This window comes from Zobellia sp. 1_MG-2023 (assembly GCF_030549125.1).
Classification (GTDB): Bacteria; Bacteroidota; Bacteroidia; order Flavobacteriales; family Flavobacteriaceae; genus Zobellia; species Zobellia russellii.
On the sequence record NZ_JAUOSY010000001.1, the window covers coordinates 711,985 to 728,008 of the forward strand.

Annotated in this window: 16 protein-coding genes and 1 tRNA gene; 10 read left to right on the forward strand and 7 right to left on the reverse strand. The window is 37.8% G+C overall.

Annotated elements, in window-relative coordinates; genetic code table 11:
• The first annotated feature begins 1 nt into the window (after position 1).
• On the forward strand, positions 2-646 hold the full coding sequence (locus tag Q4597_RS02890) for a hypothetical protein (protein ID WP_303404668.1): 645 nt from the start codon (positions 2-4) through the stop codon (positions 644-646).
• A 6-nt stretch (positions 647-652) separates the two neighbouring features.
• Positions 653-1,222, forward strand: a complete 570-nt coding sequence (locus Q4597_RS02895; protein WP_303404669.1) for a hypothetical protein — start codon at positions 653-655, stop codon at positions 1,220-1,222.
• Between the two features lie 138 nt (positions 1,223-1,360).
• Here Q4597_RS02895 and Q4597_RS02900 read toward each other — a convergent pair.
• Together Q4597_RS02900 and mce are read right to left on the reverse strand one after the other, a co-directional pair.
• Positions 1,361-1,434: transfer RNA gene (locus Q4597_RS02900), tRNA-Ile, on the reverse strand.
• A 60-nt stretch (positions 1,435-1,494) separates the two neighbouring features.
• Positions 1,495-1,896, reverse strand: coding sequence for a methylmalonyl-CoA epimerase (gene mce, locus Q4597_RS02905; protein ID WP_215436871.1), 402 nt, complete (start codon positions 1,894-1,896; stop codon positions 1,495-1,497).
• Between the two features lie 71 nt (positions 1,897-1,967).
• On the opposite strand from mce, the gene rbfA reads away from it, so the two are divergent.
• Both rbfA and Q4597_RS02915 read left to right on the forward strand, forming a co-directional pair.
• Positions 1,968-2,360 (forward strand): 30S ribosome-binding factor RbfA, encoded by a 393-nt coding sequence (gene rbfA, locus Q4597_RS02910; protein ID WP_215436869.1) that lies wholly within the window; start codon positions 1,968-1,970, stop codon positions 2,358-2,360.
• A gap of 2 nt (positions 2,361-2,362) precedes the next feature.
• Complete coding sequence (locus Q4597_RS02915) at positions 2,363-3,556, forward strand: ABC transporter permease (protein WP_303404670.1); 1,194 nt, start codon at positions 2,363-2,365, stop codon at positions 3,554-3,556.
• An 11-nt stretch (positions 3,557-3,567) separates the two neighbouring features.
• Here the strand turns inward: Q4597_RS02915 and dusB are convergent, their stop codons facing one another.
• The gene (gene dusB / locus Q4597_RS02920) at positions 3,568-4,563 is read right to left on the reverse strand and encodes a tRNA dihydrouridine synthase DusB (RefSeq protein WP_303404671.1); all 996 of its coding nucleotides are present in this window, start codon (positions 4,561-4,563) and stop codon (positions 3,568-3,570) included.
• A 207-nt stretch (positions 4,564-4,770) separates the two neighbouring features.
• Between dusB and Q4597_RS02925 the strand changes: the two genes are divergently transcribed.
• Genes Q4597_RS02925 through Q4597_RS02935 form a run of 3 tightly spaced genes read left to right on the forward strand, consistent with a single transcriptional unit; the run spans position 4,771 to position 7,101 of the window.
• The gene (locus Q4597_RS02925; protein WP_303404672.1) at positions 4,771-5,553 is read left to right on the forward strand and encodes a prolipoprotein diacylglyceryl transferase family protein; all 783 of its coding nucleotides are present in this window, start codon (positions 4,771-4,773) and stop codon (positions 5,551-5,553) included.
• A complete protein-coding gene (locus Q4597_RS02930) occupies positions 5,525-6,919 on the forward strand; it encodes a radical SAM protein (protein ID WP_303404673.1) in 1,395 nt (464 codons plus the stop codon). Before Q4597_RS02925 ends, Q4597_RS02930 begins: the two co-directional genes overlap by 29 nt.
• The gene (locus Q4597_RS02935; protein ID WP_289037739.1) at positions 6,916-7,101 is read left to right on the forward strand and encodes a hypothetical protein; all 186 of its coding nucleotides are present in this window, start codon (positions 6,916-6,918) and stop codon (positions 7,099-7,101) included. The genes Q4597_RS02930 and Q4597_RS02935 overlap by 4 nt, the downstream gene beginning before the upstream one ends.
• Before the next feature lie 9 nt (positions 7,102-7,110).
• On the opposite strand, the gene Q4597_RS02940 is transcribed toward Q4597_RS02935, so the two are convergent.
• Positions 7,111-9,513, reverse strand: coding sequence for an outer membrane beta-barrel family protein (locus tag Q4597_RS02940; RefSeq protein WP_303404674.1), 2,403 nt, complete (start codon positions 9,511-9,513; stop codon positions 7,111-7,113).
• Between the two features lie 99 nt (positions 9,514-9,612).
• Positions 9,613-10,020 carry a hypothetical protein gene (locus tag Q4597_RS02945; protein WP_303404675.1) on the reverse strand — a complete coding sequence of 136 codons (408 nt, stop codon included), beginning with the start codon at positions 10,018-10,020 and terminating at the stop codon, positions 9,613-9,615.
• A gap of 90 nt (positions 10,021-10,110) precedes the next feature.
• Here Q4597_RS02945 and Q4597_RS02950 point away from each other — a divergent pair, with 90 nt between their 5' ends.
• Positions 10,111-11,292 carry an AraC family transcriptional regulator gene (locus Q4597_RS02950; protein WP_303404676.1) on the forward strand — a complete coding sequence of 394 codons (1,182 nt, stop codon included), beginning with the start codon at positions 10,111-10,113 and terminating at the stop codon, positions 11,290-11,292.
• Positions 11,293-11,393: 101 nt separating this feature from the next.
• Positions 11,394-13,190 carry a translation elongation factor 4 gene (gene lepA / locus Q4597_RS02955; RefSeq protein WP_215436848.1) on the forward strand — a complete coding sequence of 599 codons (1,797 nt, stop codon included), beginning with the start codon at positions 11,394-11,396 and terminating at the stop codon, positions 13,188-13,190.
• A gap of 49 nt (positions 13,191-13,239) precedes the next feature.
• Here the strand turns inward: lepA and Q4597_RS02960 are convergent, their stop codons facing one another.
• Entirely contained in the window at positions 13,240-13,605 is a 366-nt protein-coding gene (locus Q4597_RS02960) for a hypothetical protein (RefSeq protein ID WP_215436847.1), read from the reverse strand.
• A 245-nt stretch (positions 13,606-13,850) separates the two neighbouring features.
• On the opposite strand from Q4597_RS02960, the gene Q4597_RS02965 reads away from it, so the two are divergent.
• A complete protein-coding gene (locus Q4597_RS02965; RefSeq protein WP_289037748.1) occupies positions 13,851-14,084 on the forward strand; it encodes a GTP-binding protein LepA in 234 nt (77 codons plus the stop codon).
• Between the two features lie 11 nt (positions 14,085-14,095).
• On the opposite strand, the gene Q4597_RS02970 is transcribed toward Q4597_RS02965, so the two are convergent.
• Positions 14,096-15,964 carry a sodium:proton antiporter gene (locus Q4597_RS02970; RefSeq protein WP_215913451.1) on the reverse strand — a complete coding sequence of 623 codons (1,869 nt, stop codon included), beginning with the start codon at positions 15,962-15,964 and terminating at the stop codon, positions 14,096-14,098.
• Positions 15,965-16,024: the final 60 nt, after the last annotated feature.

Genomic DNA, 16,024 nt, shown 5'->3' on the forward strand with positions numbered 1-16,024 from the left:
AATGTGGAAGCTCCTATACCATTCTATACTAGAATTTGAAGTCAAAGATTTCAATAGCCATAACTACCAAAATAAAGACAGTACCTACAGTAATCCAAATGAAGAAAAAAATAGTAAAAATAAAACAAACACTTATGTCATTCTTTATGAAAAGAAAGTTATTGGGCATTTACATGGAAATCAAATACTAAAACTAGAAATAGAAACGTTTTATTCGGAATTAATACGGACTGTGTCACCTATTGAAATTGACTGCTTAAGTATAAAAAAGACTTTAAGTATTATTGTCAATAGGATTATAAAAGATAAAGACTCCTTTATAGCCCCCGAGGACCTTGAAATTTTGCAAAAATCCAGTTCAGAGGAGATTATCCCTTTTATGAAAAATATCTATTGTTTAGATAGCTCTGAATTATCTAAACTACGGTTATATCACATCTGTAACACAACATATTTCAAACAGATTAAAAATAAATATTCTAAAAAATGGAATACAATAGTGGCCATGAAAGATTTCAAGGTTACCAAATTATATTACAAAAAACACCTTTTGATTGGTTTTTCCCTTTACAGAGAAGAAGATGGCGAACAGTTCTTTTGGAGTGGACAATTTCAGGAGGTTTTAGAGAGTCTAATAATTAAATAAAAAATAATGCACAAAATAAACCATCAGTTTTTAAACATGCCATTCTATACACCTGACTGGGAAATTTCACATTTATTTTTAGGAACTTTTAACCCTGAAGGTGGCGATAATGTAAATTACTTTTATGGCCGAAGCAAAAATAAAACATGGAAACTCTTAAGTGAAATATTTAATGAGGATTTCAATCCTGAAGAATTGGAAATTTTTTTGGATAAATTAAAAAAACACAAAATTGCATGTATGGATATAATTAAATCCGCAAATGTTCCAGAAGAAAAAATCTCCTCAATAAACGGTAAAGGATACTCCGACAGTAAACTAATAAATAATTCTATTCAAAGAGACTACAATACTCAGAACATTCTAAATACTATTAGTCAAAATAAAAACATAACTATTTATTCTACTTGGGGATCGGGCCCTAAATTAACAAATTGGACTGACGAAGTAGGGAAAATAAAAAATATTACCCCGCTTGTATCACCAAGTATGGCCGCAAGAGTTCCATTAGGAACTGAAAAATTTAAATATATGCTAGACGATTGGTCTAAAAAAATAACTCCAACTAATATTTAAGCTAAGTCAAAATATCAGATGTTCGTGTTTAAAGCCCTTTACTAAAAACAAATAGAAAAAAAGGAGAAATCGCAGCTTTATCCGTCTTCAGAGCAAAATAAAAACCCCTAAAAATCAATGATCTAAAGGGGTTTTCTGTGGTCCCACCTGGGCTCGAACCAGGGACCACCTGATTATGAGTCAGGTGCTCTAACCAACTGAGCTATAGGACCAAAAATTGGACTGCAATATTACTACTTATTTTTTGGTGGTGCAAGCTATTTTATAAGCTACTACATTATTTCTTGACATAATTCTATCAACACCCCATTACTGCTCTTGGGGTGGAGAAAAGCAACTAGCTTATTGTCAGCACCTTTTTTAGGTTTTTCATTGATCAAAGTAAAGCCTTCCGCCTTTAATCTTTCCATTTCTTTTTCAATATCGTCTACGGCAAAAGCTATATGGTGCATTCCTTCTCCATTTTTACTTAAGAATTTAGCAATAGGGCCCGTGGGTTCTATAGATTCCAAAAGTTCTATCTTACTTTCCCCTGTTCTAAAAAAAGACGTACGCACACCTTCACTGGGCACTTCTTCAACTTTATAATGAGGTTGTCCTAAGAGCTTTTCAAAGCGTTCGTTGGCCGCATCTAAGTCGTGTACCGCTATGCCTATATGCTCTATTTTTTCCAATTGAAATGCAAATTTTGTCCGTATCGGTGTTTATCCCCCTAAATTACGCTATTTCTCCGTATTTTTGCAGTATGGAAACACAACGACAGAAAAAGATTGCGGGGGTCATACAGGAAGATATCGTAGATATTCTACAACGTGCCGCCATTGACGGAGGTTTGAAGGGTACGTTGATTTCGGTTTCGAAAGTTTCGGTAACTACGGATCTCTCTATTGCCAAAGTTTATATTAGTATTTTTCCCAACAAAGATGCCAAGGAGCTCATGGAGGGTATAAAATCCAATCAGCCATTAATTAAACATGAATTGGCACAGCGTACCAAAAATCAATTAAGACGGGTTCCCGAACTATTGTTCTTTTTGGATGATTCCCTTGATTATATTGAAAATATTGAAAAGTCATTAAAAGGCGAAGAGAACCCAATTGAGAACAGGGACCTTTTGGACAAAAGAAAAAAGATGTAAGGTTGAATTTTCCGTTCTACATCGCCAAGCGCTATGTTCGTTCCAAAAGCAGTCAAAATGCCGTAAACGTCATTAACTTTATCACTTTTTTGGTAACGGTAATAGGCTCTGCAGCCCTGTTTGTAGTACTTTCCGGATTTGCCGGACTTAAAACCTTTAGTTTATCCTTTAGTAATACTTTTGACCCAGATCTAAAAGCTTTGCCCGCAACGGGCAAATTCTTTTCCATTACTCCGGAACAAGAAGAGCAGCTCTCCCAAATAGATGGCCTTGCTTTTTATTCCAAAGAACTGGAGGAAAAAGTATACCTAAAACACCGCGAGAAAGGGCATATTGCTTTTATAAAAGGTATAGATACCAATTACACTCATGTTACGGGTATAGATAGTACTTTATTGTACGGCACTTGGCGCATCAATAGCCAAGAAGCGGTAGCCGGAATTGGGGTAACCAATATTCTAGGAGTAACCATTAATCAATACCGTAACCCTCTGGTGGTGCTGGCTCTAAAACCCGGTAAGGGCTCACTCACTCAAAAATCCTTAAAAACTAAATCGCTTGTACTTAGCGGAGTCTATTCCGTAGAAGAAAATTTGGATAAAAAATACGTTTTCGCCCAATTGGCTGAGGTGCAACAGCTATTGGAAAAAAAACCCAATGAAGTTTCCGGAATAAATTTTAAGGTGAAGGATGTATCACAATTGGCCAGTATTAGGACTAAAATTGCAGGTATATTTGGCGATAAAGCAATTTTAAAAGACCGACAGGAGCTTAATAGTACCTTGCACCGAATGCTCAACACCGAAAACTTGGCAACTTACCTCATTTTCACCCTAGTTTTGGGCATTGCCCTTTTTAATGTAGTGGGCGCCATTATCATGATGATCCTGGATAAACTGCAAAACCTAAAAACGCTGTACAGTTTGGGCACCACGCTGAAAGAACTGCGCCGTATCTATTTTGTACAGGGCGTGCTGGTAACCGGCTTAGGTGGACTTATTGGTGTGGTAACGGCATCCCTGTTAATATGGTCCCAGATTGCCTTTGGATGGCTAAAAATTACGCCATCACTAGCCTACCCGGTAGAATATCAGTTTGTAAATGTTCTGATCGTTTTTGGGACTATATTTATTTTGGGGATAATTGCCTCTAAGATAGCTAGTAGCAGAATTACCAAAAAAATGATATCTATTTAATTCTTCTGTGTTTAGGAAGTAAACTGATAGTCGCCAAACTTCTCTAGCACCTCGTCAAACGCTTGAAAAACATCAACGGAATCATCACTGGTTACCATTTTCATTCGGTATTCCTTAAAGTTGGGAATGCCTTTAAAGTAATTGGTATAATGCCTTCTGGTCTCAAAAACACCTAACTTTTCGCCTTTCCAATCAATGGCCATTTGCAAATGCCTTCTAGCCGCTTCTACGCGCTCGGGCATGGTAGGCGGTGCTTTGTGTGTTCCGGTTTCAAAGTAATGCTTTACTTCATTAAAAAACCATGGATAACCAATACTGGCACGACCGATCATGGCTCCGTCCAACCCATACTCATCACGCATCTTCATTGCGGCTTCGGGAGAATCTACATCTCCGTTACCAAAAACGGGAATATGCATGCGCTGATTATTCTTTACTTGGGCAATAGGTTTCCAATCGGCCTCACCCTTATACATCTGTACCCTGGTCCTACCATGAATGGCAATGGCCTTACAACCCACATCCTGCAGACGTTCGGCCACCTCAACTATTTTAATGGAATCACTGTCCCACCCCAACCGCGTTTTTACGGTTATTGGTAGTTTGGTGTGTTCTACCATGGCTTTAGTAAGCGATACCATTAGATCTATATCCTTTAGTATACCTGCACCGGCACCTTTGCTCACCACCTTTTTTACCGGGCAACCAAAATTAATATCAATGATATCGGGCTTTGACTTTTCTACAATCTCTACAGATTGTAACATACTGTCTAAATTGGCACCAAAAATTTGAATACCTACTGGGCGCTCCTTTTCATAAATATCCAGCTTCATAACGCTTTTTGCGGCATCACGAATCAATCCTTCCGAAGAAATAAATTCTGTATACACCACATCGGCTCCTTGCTCTTTACAAAGGGCTCTAAATGGTGGGTCGCTTACATCTTCCATTGGCGCTAAAAGCAACGGAAAATCAGGTAGTTGTATGTCTCCTATCTTGGGCACTGCTGTCTAATTTTGGGTTGCAAAGTTATATAAAAATACGGGAAGCGCATTACTTAAGCTTTTTGATAAATTCTATGGTTTTACAGGCTATTATCACTTGTTAAAACACTTGTTTGTAGAAACGACGTAAATTAGTGTCCCAATGAAGTATTCATATACGCATCTAAATATATTTCAAATTTTAAATAAAGCTTTGACAATAACTTCATGACCCAAACGCTACTTATTGTCTCGATACCTTTTGAGACTATTGTATTTGGTGTAAAATTAAACATGCACCTTATTCTTGAATACCTAGCGTTTTTTGTAGGGTTTAGATACTATATTTTTCTACGGAAAAAGAGCGCTGATGTCATTTCTTCCAATAACCGACTCTCCATTATCATAGGTGCGGTTTTTGGGGCGCTGTTCTTATCAAGATTAGTGGCATTTTTTGAAAACCCTATAGCCCACTTAGATCAAGGTTTGCTTTACAACCTAAACAACAAAACCATAATGGGCGGACTCTTTGGTGGCTTGCTGGGTGTGGAGCTTGCGAAGAAGATTATTGGCGAAAAACATTCGTCTGGAGACTTGTTTACACTGCCTATCATCTTAGGCATTATCATAGGCAGAATTGGTTGCTTTTTAGCAGGTGTTAAAGAGTTTACCTACGGAAAAGAAACTTCCTTATTTACCGGTATGGACTTAGGTGATGGTGTTTTAAGGCATCCCATTGCACTATATGAAGTGCTGTTTTTATCCGTGCTTTTCGTCATCATCAAAAGGTTACAAAAGTTGAATCTTACTTTTAAAAACGGGGATCTTTTTAAGCTCTTTATGGTTACCTATTTCTCCCTTCGGTTCGGTATCGAATTTCTAAAACCCAACCCTTTTTATTTCTTAGGGCTAAGCAGTATTCAAATATTATGTCTAATTTGTTTAATGTACTACCAAAAATTCATCCAACGGGGATTAACATATGTCAGAAAAAAACTATACCTATTATGATTTTACACTAAGCCTATGCCCAGAATGTTTACGTAGGGTAGATGCCAAAATCGTTTTTGAGAACGAGAAGGTGTATATGCTTAAAAACTGTAGAGAGCATGGTAGGTCTAAAGTGCTTATTGCAGACGATATTGAGTACTATAAGAACATAAGAAACTATAATAAGGCTTCTGAATACCCAAAAACGTTCAATACAAAAACCCATTATGGATGCCCTTATGATTGCGGACTTTGTCCAGATCACGAGCAACATTCTTGTCTTACGGTCATTGAACTGACCGACCGCTGTAACCTTACCTGCCCTACCTGCTATGCTGGTTCTTCGCCTACTTATGGTAGACACCGAACATTAGAGGAAATCAAAAAAATGTTAGATGTTATCGTTAAGAACGAGGGCGAACCAGATGTAGTTCAACTTAGTGGTGGTGAGCCTACCATACATCCTAACTTTTTTGAAATTCTTGATTACGCAAAAACCCTCCCTATTCGGCATTTAATGTTGAATACCAACGGAATTAAAATTGCAAAAGATTTTGATTTTGCGATACGATTGGCAACTTACGCACCAGATTTTGAAGTGTATTTACAGTTTGATTCTTTGGATAACCATGTACTGCAAACCTTAAGAGGGGCAGATCTGGCAGATATTCGTCTACAAGCGTTAGATCACTTAAATCAATTGAACCTTTCTACAACATTGGTAGTCACATTACAAAAGGGGCTGAACGACCATGAAATGGGAAGCACCATAGACTTTGCCCTAAAACAAAAATGTGTGCGTGGCGTAACTTTTCAGCCCACCCAAATTGCTGGTAGATTAGAAAATTTTGAAGTAGATGAAAACCGTATTACATTAACTGAAGTACGAAGAAAAATTTTAGAGCAATCGCCCATTTTTGAACCGGACGATTTAATACCGGTACCCTGTAATCCCGATGCCTTGGTAATGGCATATGCTCTAAAATTGGAAGATGAGGTAAACCCGCTAACTAGGTTCATCAACCCAGATGACTTATTAAACGAAGGTAAAAACACCATTATTTACGAGCAAGATGAACAACTGCACGGTAAAATGATCGAGCTTTTTAGTACAGGCAATTCCGTTGAAAAAGCATCGGAAAACTTGAAGAGTATAATGTGCTGCCTACCTGAAATTGACGCTCCAGAACTTGGGTATGACAATCTATTTCGTATCATTATCATGCAGTTTATAGATGCCCATAATTTTGATGTACGCGCCATTAAAAAATCTTGTGTGCACATTGTAAACAAAGATTATAAAATCATTCCTTTTGAAACTATGAACTTATTTTACAGAGATGATAAAATAGAACGATTAAAGGAATTACAAAACGAAACGGTATGATTACGCTTGTATTTCTAATGATAGGACCTCCTATAATTTTCTTGATTTTGGCCATTGTAGGTTTGGCGAGAAAAAACAAAAAAACGGCTAAGATTTTCTTTATTCTAACCGGTGTTTATCTACTCATAAGCTTTGGTACTTGCGGAATTATGCTGAGTAATTTTAGCTTGGATACGAAGTAACCCGCAGATTTAGATTCGGTTGCGCTCATCAACCCTTTTAGACTTCTTATTGTCTCGCATTTTAGAATTACCAAACCTATAACGTAAACCCAGAACAAACAATCTGTTCTCTCCTCTTTTAAAGGATGTTCCGTTTTGATCTTGGTAATTTCTGGTGTTTAGCTGGTTGCCTTGGTTAAATATATCCTCAAGCCCCATAGACACACTAAGCTTCTTATCGTAAAACGTTTTACGCAACATTAAATTTATTGCTCCAAAAGGGTCAAATCTAGAATTCCCCGAAAGCAGGGCAGAGGTATAGACAAAATTAAGGTCTGCAGTAAGAGATCGGTCTTTTAAAAGCGAAAAATTGTTGCTACTGCGTATAAACCAACTAAACTGATCCAAAGATACCTGATTGCTGGTACTTAGGTTATTGAACTTAAAGGTTTCGTCATAGAAACTGATAAGAACGTAACTATTATAAAAATTGGTAAAATTCTTATTGAGCGAAAAGTCTATTCCGTACGCCGTTTCTTGGTCTAAGTTGGAAGAAATAAAGCGTAATAAGTTACTATCATTATTCTGAAAAATTAACTCGCCTAGTCCGTTTTTTTTGTTTTTGTAGAAAACCTCAACTGTATAAGTATCATCAAAAGTATAACCGCCCGCCAAATAATATCTGGTTGCCGGTAAAAGTTCCGGGTTTCCCTCAATGGTAGAAAACGTACTTTGGAAAGTTTGAAAAGGGTTGATGCTACTGTATCTTGGCCTTGTAATCTTTCTAAAGTAATACAGGTTAAAATCGTGCTTATCATTTGGTGTATACTGTATAGAGCCGGAAGGGAATAGCTGAAAATTATTACGTTCACTACTCTGTCTTTCCATATCCCATTCTCCTTCTGTCTCGGCATATTCCGCACGAAGCCCTAGCTTAAGCTTCCAATGCTCCCATTTACCCGAATACTGTGTGTAGGCCGCATAAATAGATTCGTCATAGTCAAAAATACCGGATGCCGATGGGTCTATACCGGGCTGGTCGCGATCAAAACCTTGCTGAAGAATGCTACTATTAGAGGCAATTCCTGCAAATCTAAGTCCGGTTTCAAGGGTACTTGCATCGCCTAAAGGCGTTAGGTAATCTCCTTGTAAGCTATATAGGTTCAGTTTTTGATAGGTTTCCGTTGTAAATTGGTTTTCCCCCGCGAGTTCTCTGTCCGTATCAAAAAAAGTAGTGTTCAACAATTGTGAATCCGACTCTTCATAAAACGTAAAATGCGCATTAAAGGATAGTTGTGCTCCCTCTGTATTCAAATCTTGAATGTAATCTAAGTAGTAAGAGGTATTGATCTTTTCTCTTGTTGCATTGTTAAGGGTCTCAAAACTAGACCAGCGGCTATCCCCTACCAAATCAGTGTCTGTATCGTAAACTCTGGACTTATCAGGTTCCCAAAGGGTAATGGTCGTAAAACTGATTTTACTTTTATCGCTAATATCGTAGTCGAAAAATGTAGATAGGTTGTGCTGTTTATTATTGTTCAAATACTCCTGTTCCGCAGACCAAGTTGAAATAGACCCATCGTCTTGAGAAAAGTTAGTAATGTCCGTATAGTATATAACATCCCTATCATGGCGAAAGTTATAATTGAGCGAAAGTTGTGTTTTCTTCCCCTTAAAAAAGTGATCCGTTCCTACGGTGTGTTTGGGAAGTACACCTTGAACGTATTTATTATAGATAGCCCCATTATAGCCCGCAACAATATTTTTCTTCATTACAATATTAATGAGCACACTTTCCTCTGCGCTATATTTTGCAGGAGGGTTAGTTATGACCTCAATACTTTGAACATTGGATGCAGAGGTTCCCGATAACAGGTTTACAATATCATTGTAAGGAATGTTTATTTTTCGCCCATTGATCAATACGCCTACCGCATTAGTGCCCTTAACGCTTATCTTATCATTCATGATCATAATGCTGGGAGTAATCTTTAGCACATCCCAAACATCACCATCTGAATATGGGGTGTTCTCTACATTAAAAACCAATCGGTCTACTTTTCTTTCCAACCTAGGTTTCTGGGAGATAACCACTACTTCATCAAGGTTTTGGCCATTCTCATTTATAACTAATGGCTCTAGTTCAAGGTCTCCGTTAACAGTAATGCGTCTGAGTGGACTTTCGTTGCCTATGTAACTGGCCTTTATTAAATATTCCCCTTGGGAAATTTTATTCATCTGGTAAGTACCGGATTCATCAGTAGAAGTTCCCGTTATTAAGGTGGAATCTATTGCGCTCATTAACTGAACATTTGCAAAGGCAATACTTGTATCCTCATTGCTTGTTACCGTACCCGTAAGAACAAAATCTTGGGAATAAAGTAGGCAATTGGAGAGCAGTAGGTAAAATAAGGGGCAAATAAATTTCTTCACTCAATATTAAATTCTGTTACCAAATCTAATATATTTTATGTAAAATCCTACACGAAACGATGTATTATTATGCAAGCATAGCAATTAAATCTTAAATTACTAATCAGAGCTTTTTCTATTATGCCTTTTGTTCATTAGTACTCCTAGACCTTCGCACATATCGGAAGATTGTTTTCCGCCAGAGGCTACAATGACAAATTTAACCTTCAACTTATTTTCATAGTCTACCTCTATAATCGTACCCTCATCTGTAAGGGTTACCTTGTAAACTTGAGTTTTCCCGAAAAATTCCAACCAATACAATTTCTTAGTGAAATCTAAATATTCTTGTACTACTACAAATATTGAAAAACAATAAGGACATATATATGCTTCCTCTTTTGTGTGATCTGTGTATAAAAGCAAACAAATATCTTGGTTGACTTCCCCCCACTTCTTTACTTTATACAAAAACCTATCTGTGCTATTGTCTGGTGATAACATAAAAAATGCTTGTTTGCTTTTCAAAATAGCCTTAAATTTAATAGCCTAGGCCATCACAACTGTTACGATTTCCGAAATTGTAACAACCCCGACCTCTAACCAAAACTTATTTTTATGCTAATAGACATTCTTCAGTTCGTTGGAGTCCTCTTTTGTCTTTTTACAGCATTCCTTATACGATTTAGGCTAAATAAGGAGAATTCGTTTTCTGGGCATTTGTTAGCTGTGCTACTGGTTCTGATCGCACTTTGCAATAGCTTTTACCTCTTTATTGTGTATGGTGTTATTAACTATTTTCCGTACCTATATAAAATTCCCGCCCCTATTACCTACTTAATTTTTCCATTATCCTATCTCTACGTGCGAGCTGTTTTGAACGGTGAAAAGTCCTTTAAAAAGATAGATGCCCTACATTTAATACCATTTCTATTTTTCGCGGTCAATTACTTTCCGTTTTACATCATGGACTTGGATGAAAAGTCTAAAATGGTATTTGAGATTACGCAGGACTTTTCAAAAACTTATACCGGTCAAGACGGATTGCTACCTGAGTGGGTAAACATTGCTTGTAGGGCCTCCTCATCGGTTATATATTTATTATTTCAATGGCGTTTGATCAATTCGTTTTTCAGAAAGCGGCAACACGTATTTTCCAAGCAATTTGCTCTGGTGAAAAAATGGGTATACGATCTTACTATTATTCAGACCATACACAGCCTCTCTCTGGTAATCCTCTACATTGTTAATGCATTAATCGCCATTGGCTTTATACCCATGTTCCAATTTGTACATATTGTTCTTGGCCTTCTGGTTTGCTGCAGTTTTCTGTTGGTTTCCTGTTATCTGCTGTGGAACCCCAACCTTTTGATAGGTCTACCCAACTTGTACATTAAAAATCCTGATGCGGACATACCCCCTACAGCAGAAAATGTAGAAGATGTCTTGACCGAGCTTGATAACCACCTTAAGCAAACCAGGGCCTTTCTTGACCCTAACCTAAAAATAGATACCCTATCCAGGGCCACCAACATACCTACAAGAAAATTAACCCATACTATTAGTGAGTCTAACTACGATAATTTTAATGATTACATCAACCAAATGCGCATTAGTTATGCAGCGGTTAAAATTGAGGACAATTACCTTCATACCTATTCTGTAGAAGCCCTTTCCATTACTTGTGGTTTCAACTCTAAAAATGCGTTTTACAGAGCTTTTAAAAAAGCCCATGATTGCACACCCGTACAATATTGTTCCAATCATTTTGGGTCATCCAACGACACAAATACCCTATAAAGTGCTTTGCCCGTATGCTCTTTGATGAAACAGGATTAAAATAACGTATCTTTGCCAACTTAATGTAAAACGATTTGCTTGCCGAAATAAGCTCACCATCAATGAAGAACATTAGAAACTTTTGTATTATCGCCCATATTGACCACGGTAAAAGTACCTTGGCAGACCGTTTGTTGGACTTTACTGGCTCCGTAACCGCCCGTGAGAAAAAAGAGCAGTTGCTAGACAGCATGGATTTGGAGCGAGAACGTGGGATTACCATTAAAAGCCACGCCATACAAATGGATTACACCTATAAGGGTGAACAATATATTCTTAATCTCATAGATACCCCGGGCCACGTAGATTTTTCATACGAGGTATCCCGTTCCATTGCTGCCTGTGAAGGTGCCCTATTAGTGGTAGATGCCGCGCAGAGCATTCAGGCACAAACCATATCCAATCTATATCTGGCTCTAGAGAACGATTTAGAGATTATTCCGGTTCTGAACAAAGTAGATTTACCAAGTGCCAATCCGGAAGAAGTAACGGACGATATTGTGGATTTATTAGGTTGTGACGCAGAAGATGTAATCCCGGCCAGTGCCAAGACCGGTATTGGTATTGAGGAAATTCTTGCTGCCATCATAGAACGTGTACCAGCACCAAAAGGAAACCCCGATGAAGCCCTTCAGGCATTGGTTTTTGATTCGGTTTATAATCCTTTTAGAGGTGTAGAGACTTATTTTAGAGTCATTAACGGAGAAATTAAAAAAGGACAAAAGATAAAATTCGTAGCTACGGATAAAAGCTACTTTGCCGATGAGGTGGGTACCTTAAAATTAACCCAACACCCTAAGCAAACTATAAAGGCAGGAGATGTAGGCTATTTGATTACAGGTATTAAGGATGCCCGTGAGGTAAAAGTTGGTGATACCATTACGGATTCCGCCAATCCTACCATAAACGCCATTGCCGGTTTTGAGGATGTAAAACCAATGGTTTTTGCCGGAATCTACCCTGTGGATACCGAAGACTTTGAAGAGCTCCGTTCTTCTATGGAAAAACTTCAGCTAAACGATGCCTCACTGGTTTTTGCGCCGGAAAGTAGTGCTGCCTTAGGTTTTGGTTTTCGTTGCGGGTTCTTGGGCATGCTTCATATGGAGATTATTCAAGAACGATTGGAACGCGAGTTTGATATGACCGTAATTACTACCGTTCCTAACGTTAGTTATCATGCATTTACCAGAAAAGATCCGGATAAACCGTTAATCGTAAATAACCCTACGGACCTACCTGACCCTTCTACGGTAGATCGCGTTGAGGAACCGTATATTAAGGCCACTATTATTACTAAAGCCGATTTTGTGGGTAACGTAATGTCTCTCTGTATTGAAAAAAGAGGAATTATTACCAATCAGACATATTTGACCACAGAGCGTGTCGAGCTCACTTTTGATATGCCTTTGGCAGAAATTGTTTTTGATTTTTATGATCGATTGAAAACCGTTTCCAAAGGGTATGCTTCATTTGATTATGCTCCAATAGGTATGCGTACCTCCAAATTGGTACGTGTAGACATTCTATTGAACGCACAACCTGTTGATGCCCTATCGGCCCTTATACATGCCGATAATGCCCAGAGCATTGGTAAAAAGATGTGTGAAAAATTAAAGGAGCTTATTCCAAGACAACAGTTTGATATTCCTATACAAGCCGCAATCGGGGCCAAGATCATATCTAGGGAAACCATAAAAGCCTTGCGTAAAGATGTAACTGCTAAATGTTATGGTGGTGATATATCTCGTAAGAGAAAATTATTGGAAAAACAGAAGAAAGGTAAAAAACGTATGCGCCAAGTTGGTAACGTAGAGATACCGCAACAAGCCTTCATGGCCGTTCTTAAATTAAACGATTAAAAAAACCCTTGCTTTTAAGAGCAAGGGTTTTTTTCTGAGATAATTTTTATTATTCTTTTACAGCTATCATATAACCGTCTTCTTCAAGAGTTTTTTCTCCTAGAAGGTCGCCTATGGTAAAAGTTTCATCGGACATGTCCTCTAAGGCGTAGTTTACTAAATATCCTTCCTCTGTCTTGGACCAACTAAATGCACTTTCTTCAAGAACGTCACCATTTGTAGCATCTTTATAATTACCGGTTGCATCATTTCTAAATACCCATTCTTCACGGTAATTAGTGGTAGATTCATTAACGGTAATACTAGATTCTGAGACCCAAGTACCTACAATGGCATCGGTATCATCCTCATCTTTTGAACAACTTGTAAAGGCAACTGTACTCGCTAAAGCGAAAAATAAAAATAGTTTTTTCATAATAGATTTGGGTTGAATAAATTAAACTTTAAGTAGGGATAAAACGACCCGAATCTTATTATATTGCCACAATATATTAACGCAAAACCAGTTTTACTTTCCCCTTGAAGCATAACATCAAGGATGAAAACGTCGCTTATTAATTCTTACTGTTATATTGTTTTTTTTCTTACAAATATTTTATTGTTTGAACAATTTTTAACTTTACTTGCTGTTTAAAAGATGTAAAACTATTTCGCCCAAAGATGACCACGTATATAGCCCATTTTATCGCAAAGCATGAACAGATTCCAACAGAACAGAACTCTATATTCACATGGCAGCAAGAGAGTGGTGAAGTAGATATTAAACTTCTAGAAGATAAGATTAAAAGAGAGTCTGCGCTGCACTTCTACGCTCTGGTGGCAGATTCGAACACAGAAGTAAAACAGGACAATATTACTATTAAGGTTATAAAAACAATGCCTTTTTCGGGCTAAACGAAATTGGTTCAATCCTCATCTTCCTGTTCAACTTCAACCTCGTCCTCGGTTTCATCAACATCAAATATTTTACCAAGATAAACCAATCGGTACTTATTTGTAATGTCCTCAAAATCCGTGCTAAAACTAGAAATAATTTGTAAGTCGCCCTGAGGTGTTTTCAAGAAGATGGGTACTATATTCTCATCTGCCTTAGTAATCTCTATTAGCGCCTCATAGTGCTCTTTATCCTTTAGCTCTATTTCATGCACAGCAGGATACTTACGTGCCGTTTCCGTTAGTTTAATAAAGTCGTCCGTATGCGAGAACAGTCCTTCTTTCGGGTTGTTTTCAGGGTTGCTCATTTCATCAGCATTTACCAGTCTGTATGAACCGTTAGCTCCAAATTGCTTGCCAAAGTTACTAACCGCATATTTGTTAATATCAGAGTTACCGGTCAACGCCATAAGATATCCTACATCATTAAGCTCTATATTATCCGTTAACGAGTCCGAATAAATATTAGCGGTAAATGCTTCAAGCCCCAAAGCCTTGGCTTTACTAATATTAGTCTGGTTATTATCTATTAAAACTACATGGCGATCGTTCTTGTTCAAATAATCTGCAATAAGACGAGACGCTTTTGAGGCACCTATAATCAATATTCCCTCAGATTTGGTTAAAAAGACCCCTACCGCTTTAGCGAACATACGTGCCGTAGTAGCATTTAAGAGTACCGTTCCTAGTACGATCATAAACACCAATGGGGTTATGAATTCCGCACCAGGCTCTCCTTTAGCCAAGAGTTTAGAGCCAAAAAGAGAAGCAATACCCGCTGCAACAATACCTCTAGGTCCTACCCAACCAATAAACAGCTTTTCATTAAATTTTAGATTAGACCCCATAGAACTTAGAAAAACACCAAGTGGTCTAATAACAAAAACTATAATAGCAAATAGAGCTACGGTATTCCAATTATAAATTAATTGGAGGTCTGCTATATTTATGTTTGCCGATAAAAGAATGAACAGAATCGAAATCAATAGAACGCTCAAGGATTCCTTAAAATAGAGCAGCTCCTTTATGTTGGGCAAATCTGTATTACCCATGACCATACCCATGACCACAACGGCCAATAGACCGGATTCGTGAGCAAATACATCGGACATTACAAACACCAACAACACCGCTGAAAGCGATACTACGTTCAACAAATAATGCGGAATAAAGTTCTTTTTAATAACGAAGGTCAAAGCATGTGCAAAGGTGAAACCAAACGTAAAACCGAACAATAAAATTTTTCCGAACTCAATAAGGGCCGTAAGAGTATAGGCCTGTCCCTCTCCTACACTAATAAACTCAAATACCAATACCGCTGCCAAAGCACCAATTGGATCAATTAGAATCCCTTCCCATTTTAATACTGCGGAGATATCGTTCTTTAAAGGAATGTTCCTAAGAATAGGTGTTATTACGGTGGGTCCGGTAACAATAATCAAGGCAGAGAACAAAAAAGAAACTTGCCAACTTAAATCAAAAATAAAGTGGGCCGCCATAGCAGCGGCAAAGAAGGTAACAAGGCTTCCAACGGTAATCAGTTTTGTGATAACCGGCCCCACATTCCTAATTTCGGAACGTTTAAGGGTAAGCCCTCCTTCAAAAAGAATTATACTTATGGCCAATGAAACAAAGTAGTACAGGCTTTCCCCAGGAAAAAGACCTTTGGTACTGTTCCAAATAGGCTCAATCAATTTCTGACCATCCTCTGTATAAAGACTAGCAACAGGGCCTACCAAAAGACCTATCAAAATTAACGGAAGTATAGCGGGTAGCTTAAAGCGCCATGCCACCCACTGCGCAATAATTCCCAATATAACGATACCGGCAAGTTCTACCATATGATTTAGGTTTGAACCAAAAATAGTGATTTTAATATCAGTATTTCGTCTAGAAAAACC

Excerpts from the sequence above, each read along its gene's own strand:
- Q4597_RS02970 (WP_215913451.1), bottom strand. The coding sequence starts at position 15,964 with ATGGTAGAACTTGCCGGTATCGTTATATTGGGAATTATTGCGCAGTGG.
- Q4597_RS02965 (WP_289037748.1), top strand. The coding sequence starts at position 13,851 with ATGACCACGTATATAGCCCATTTTATCGCAAAGCATGAACAGATTCCA.
- Q4597_RS02960 (WP_215436847.1), bottom strand. The coding sequence starts at position 13,605 with ATGAAAAAACTATTTTTATTTTTCGCTTTAGCGAGTACAGTTGCCTTT.
- lepA (WP_215436848.1), top strand. The coding sequence starts at position 11,394 with ATGAAGAACATTAGAAACTTTTGTATTATCGCCCATATTGACCACGGT.
- Q4597_RS02935 (WP_289037739.1), top strand. The coding sequence starts at position 6,916 with ATGATTACGCTTGTATTTCTAATGATAGGACCTCCTATAATTTTCTTG.
- Q4597_RS02950 (WP_303404676.1), top strand. The coding sequence starts at position 10,111 with ATGCTAATAGACATTCTTCAGTTCGTTGGAGTCCTCTTTTGTCTTTTT.
- rbfA (WP_215436869.1), top strand. The coding sequence starts at position 1,968 with ATGGAAACACAACGACAGAAAAAGATTGCGGGGGTCATACAGGAAGAT.
- Q4597_RS02895 (WP_303404669.1), top strand. The coding sequence starts at position 653 with ATGCACAAAATAAACCATCAGTTTTTAAACATGCCATTCTATACACCT.
- Q4597_RS02930 (WP_303404673.1), top strand. The coding sequence starts at position 5,525 with ATGTCAGAAAAAAACTATACCTATTATGATTTTACACTAAGCCTATGC.
- Q4597_RS02890 (WP_303404668.1), top strand. The coding sequence starts at position 2 with ATGTGGAAGCTCCTATACCATTCTATACTAGAATTTGAAGTCAAAGAT.
- Q4597_RS02925 (WP_303404672.1), top strand. The coding sequence starts at position 4,771 with ATGACCCAAACGCTACTTATTGTCTCGATACCTTTTGAGACTATTGTA.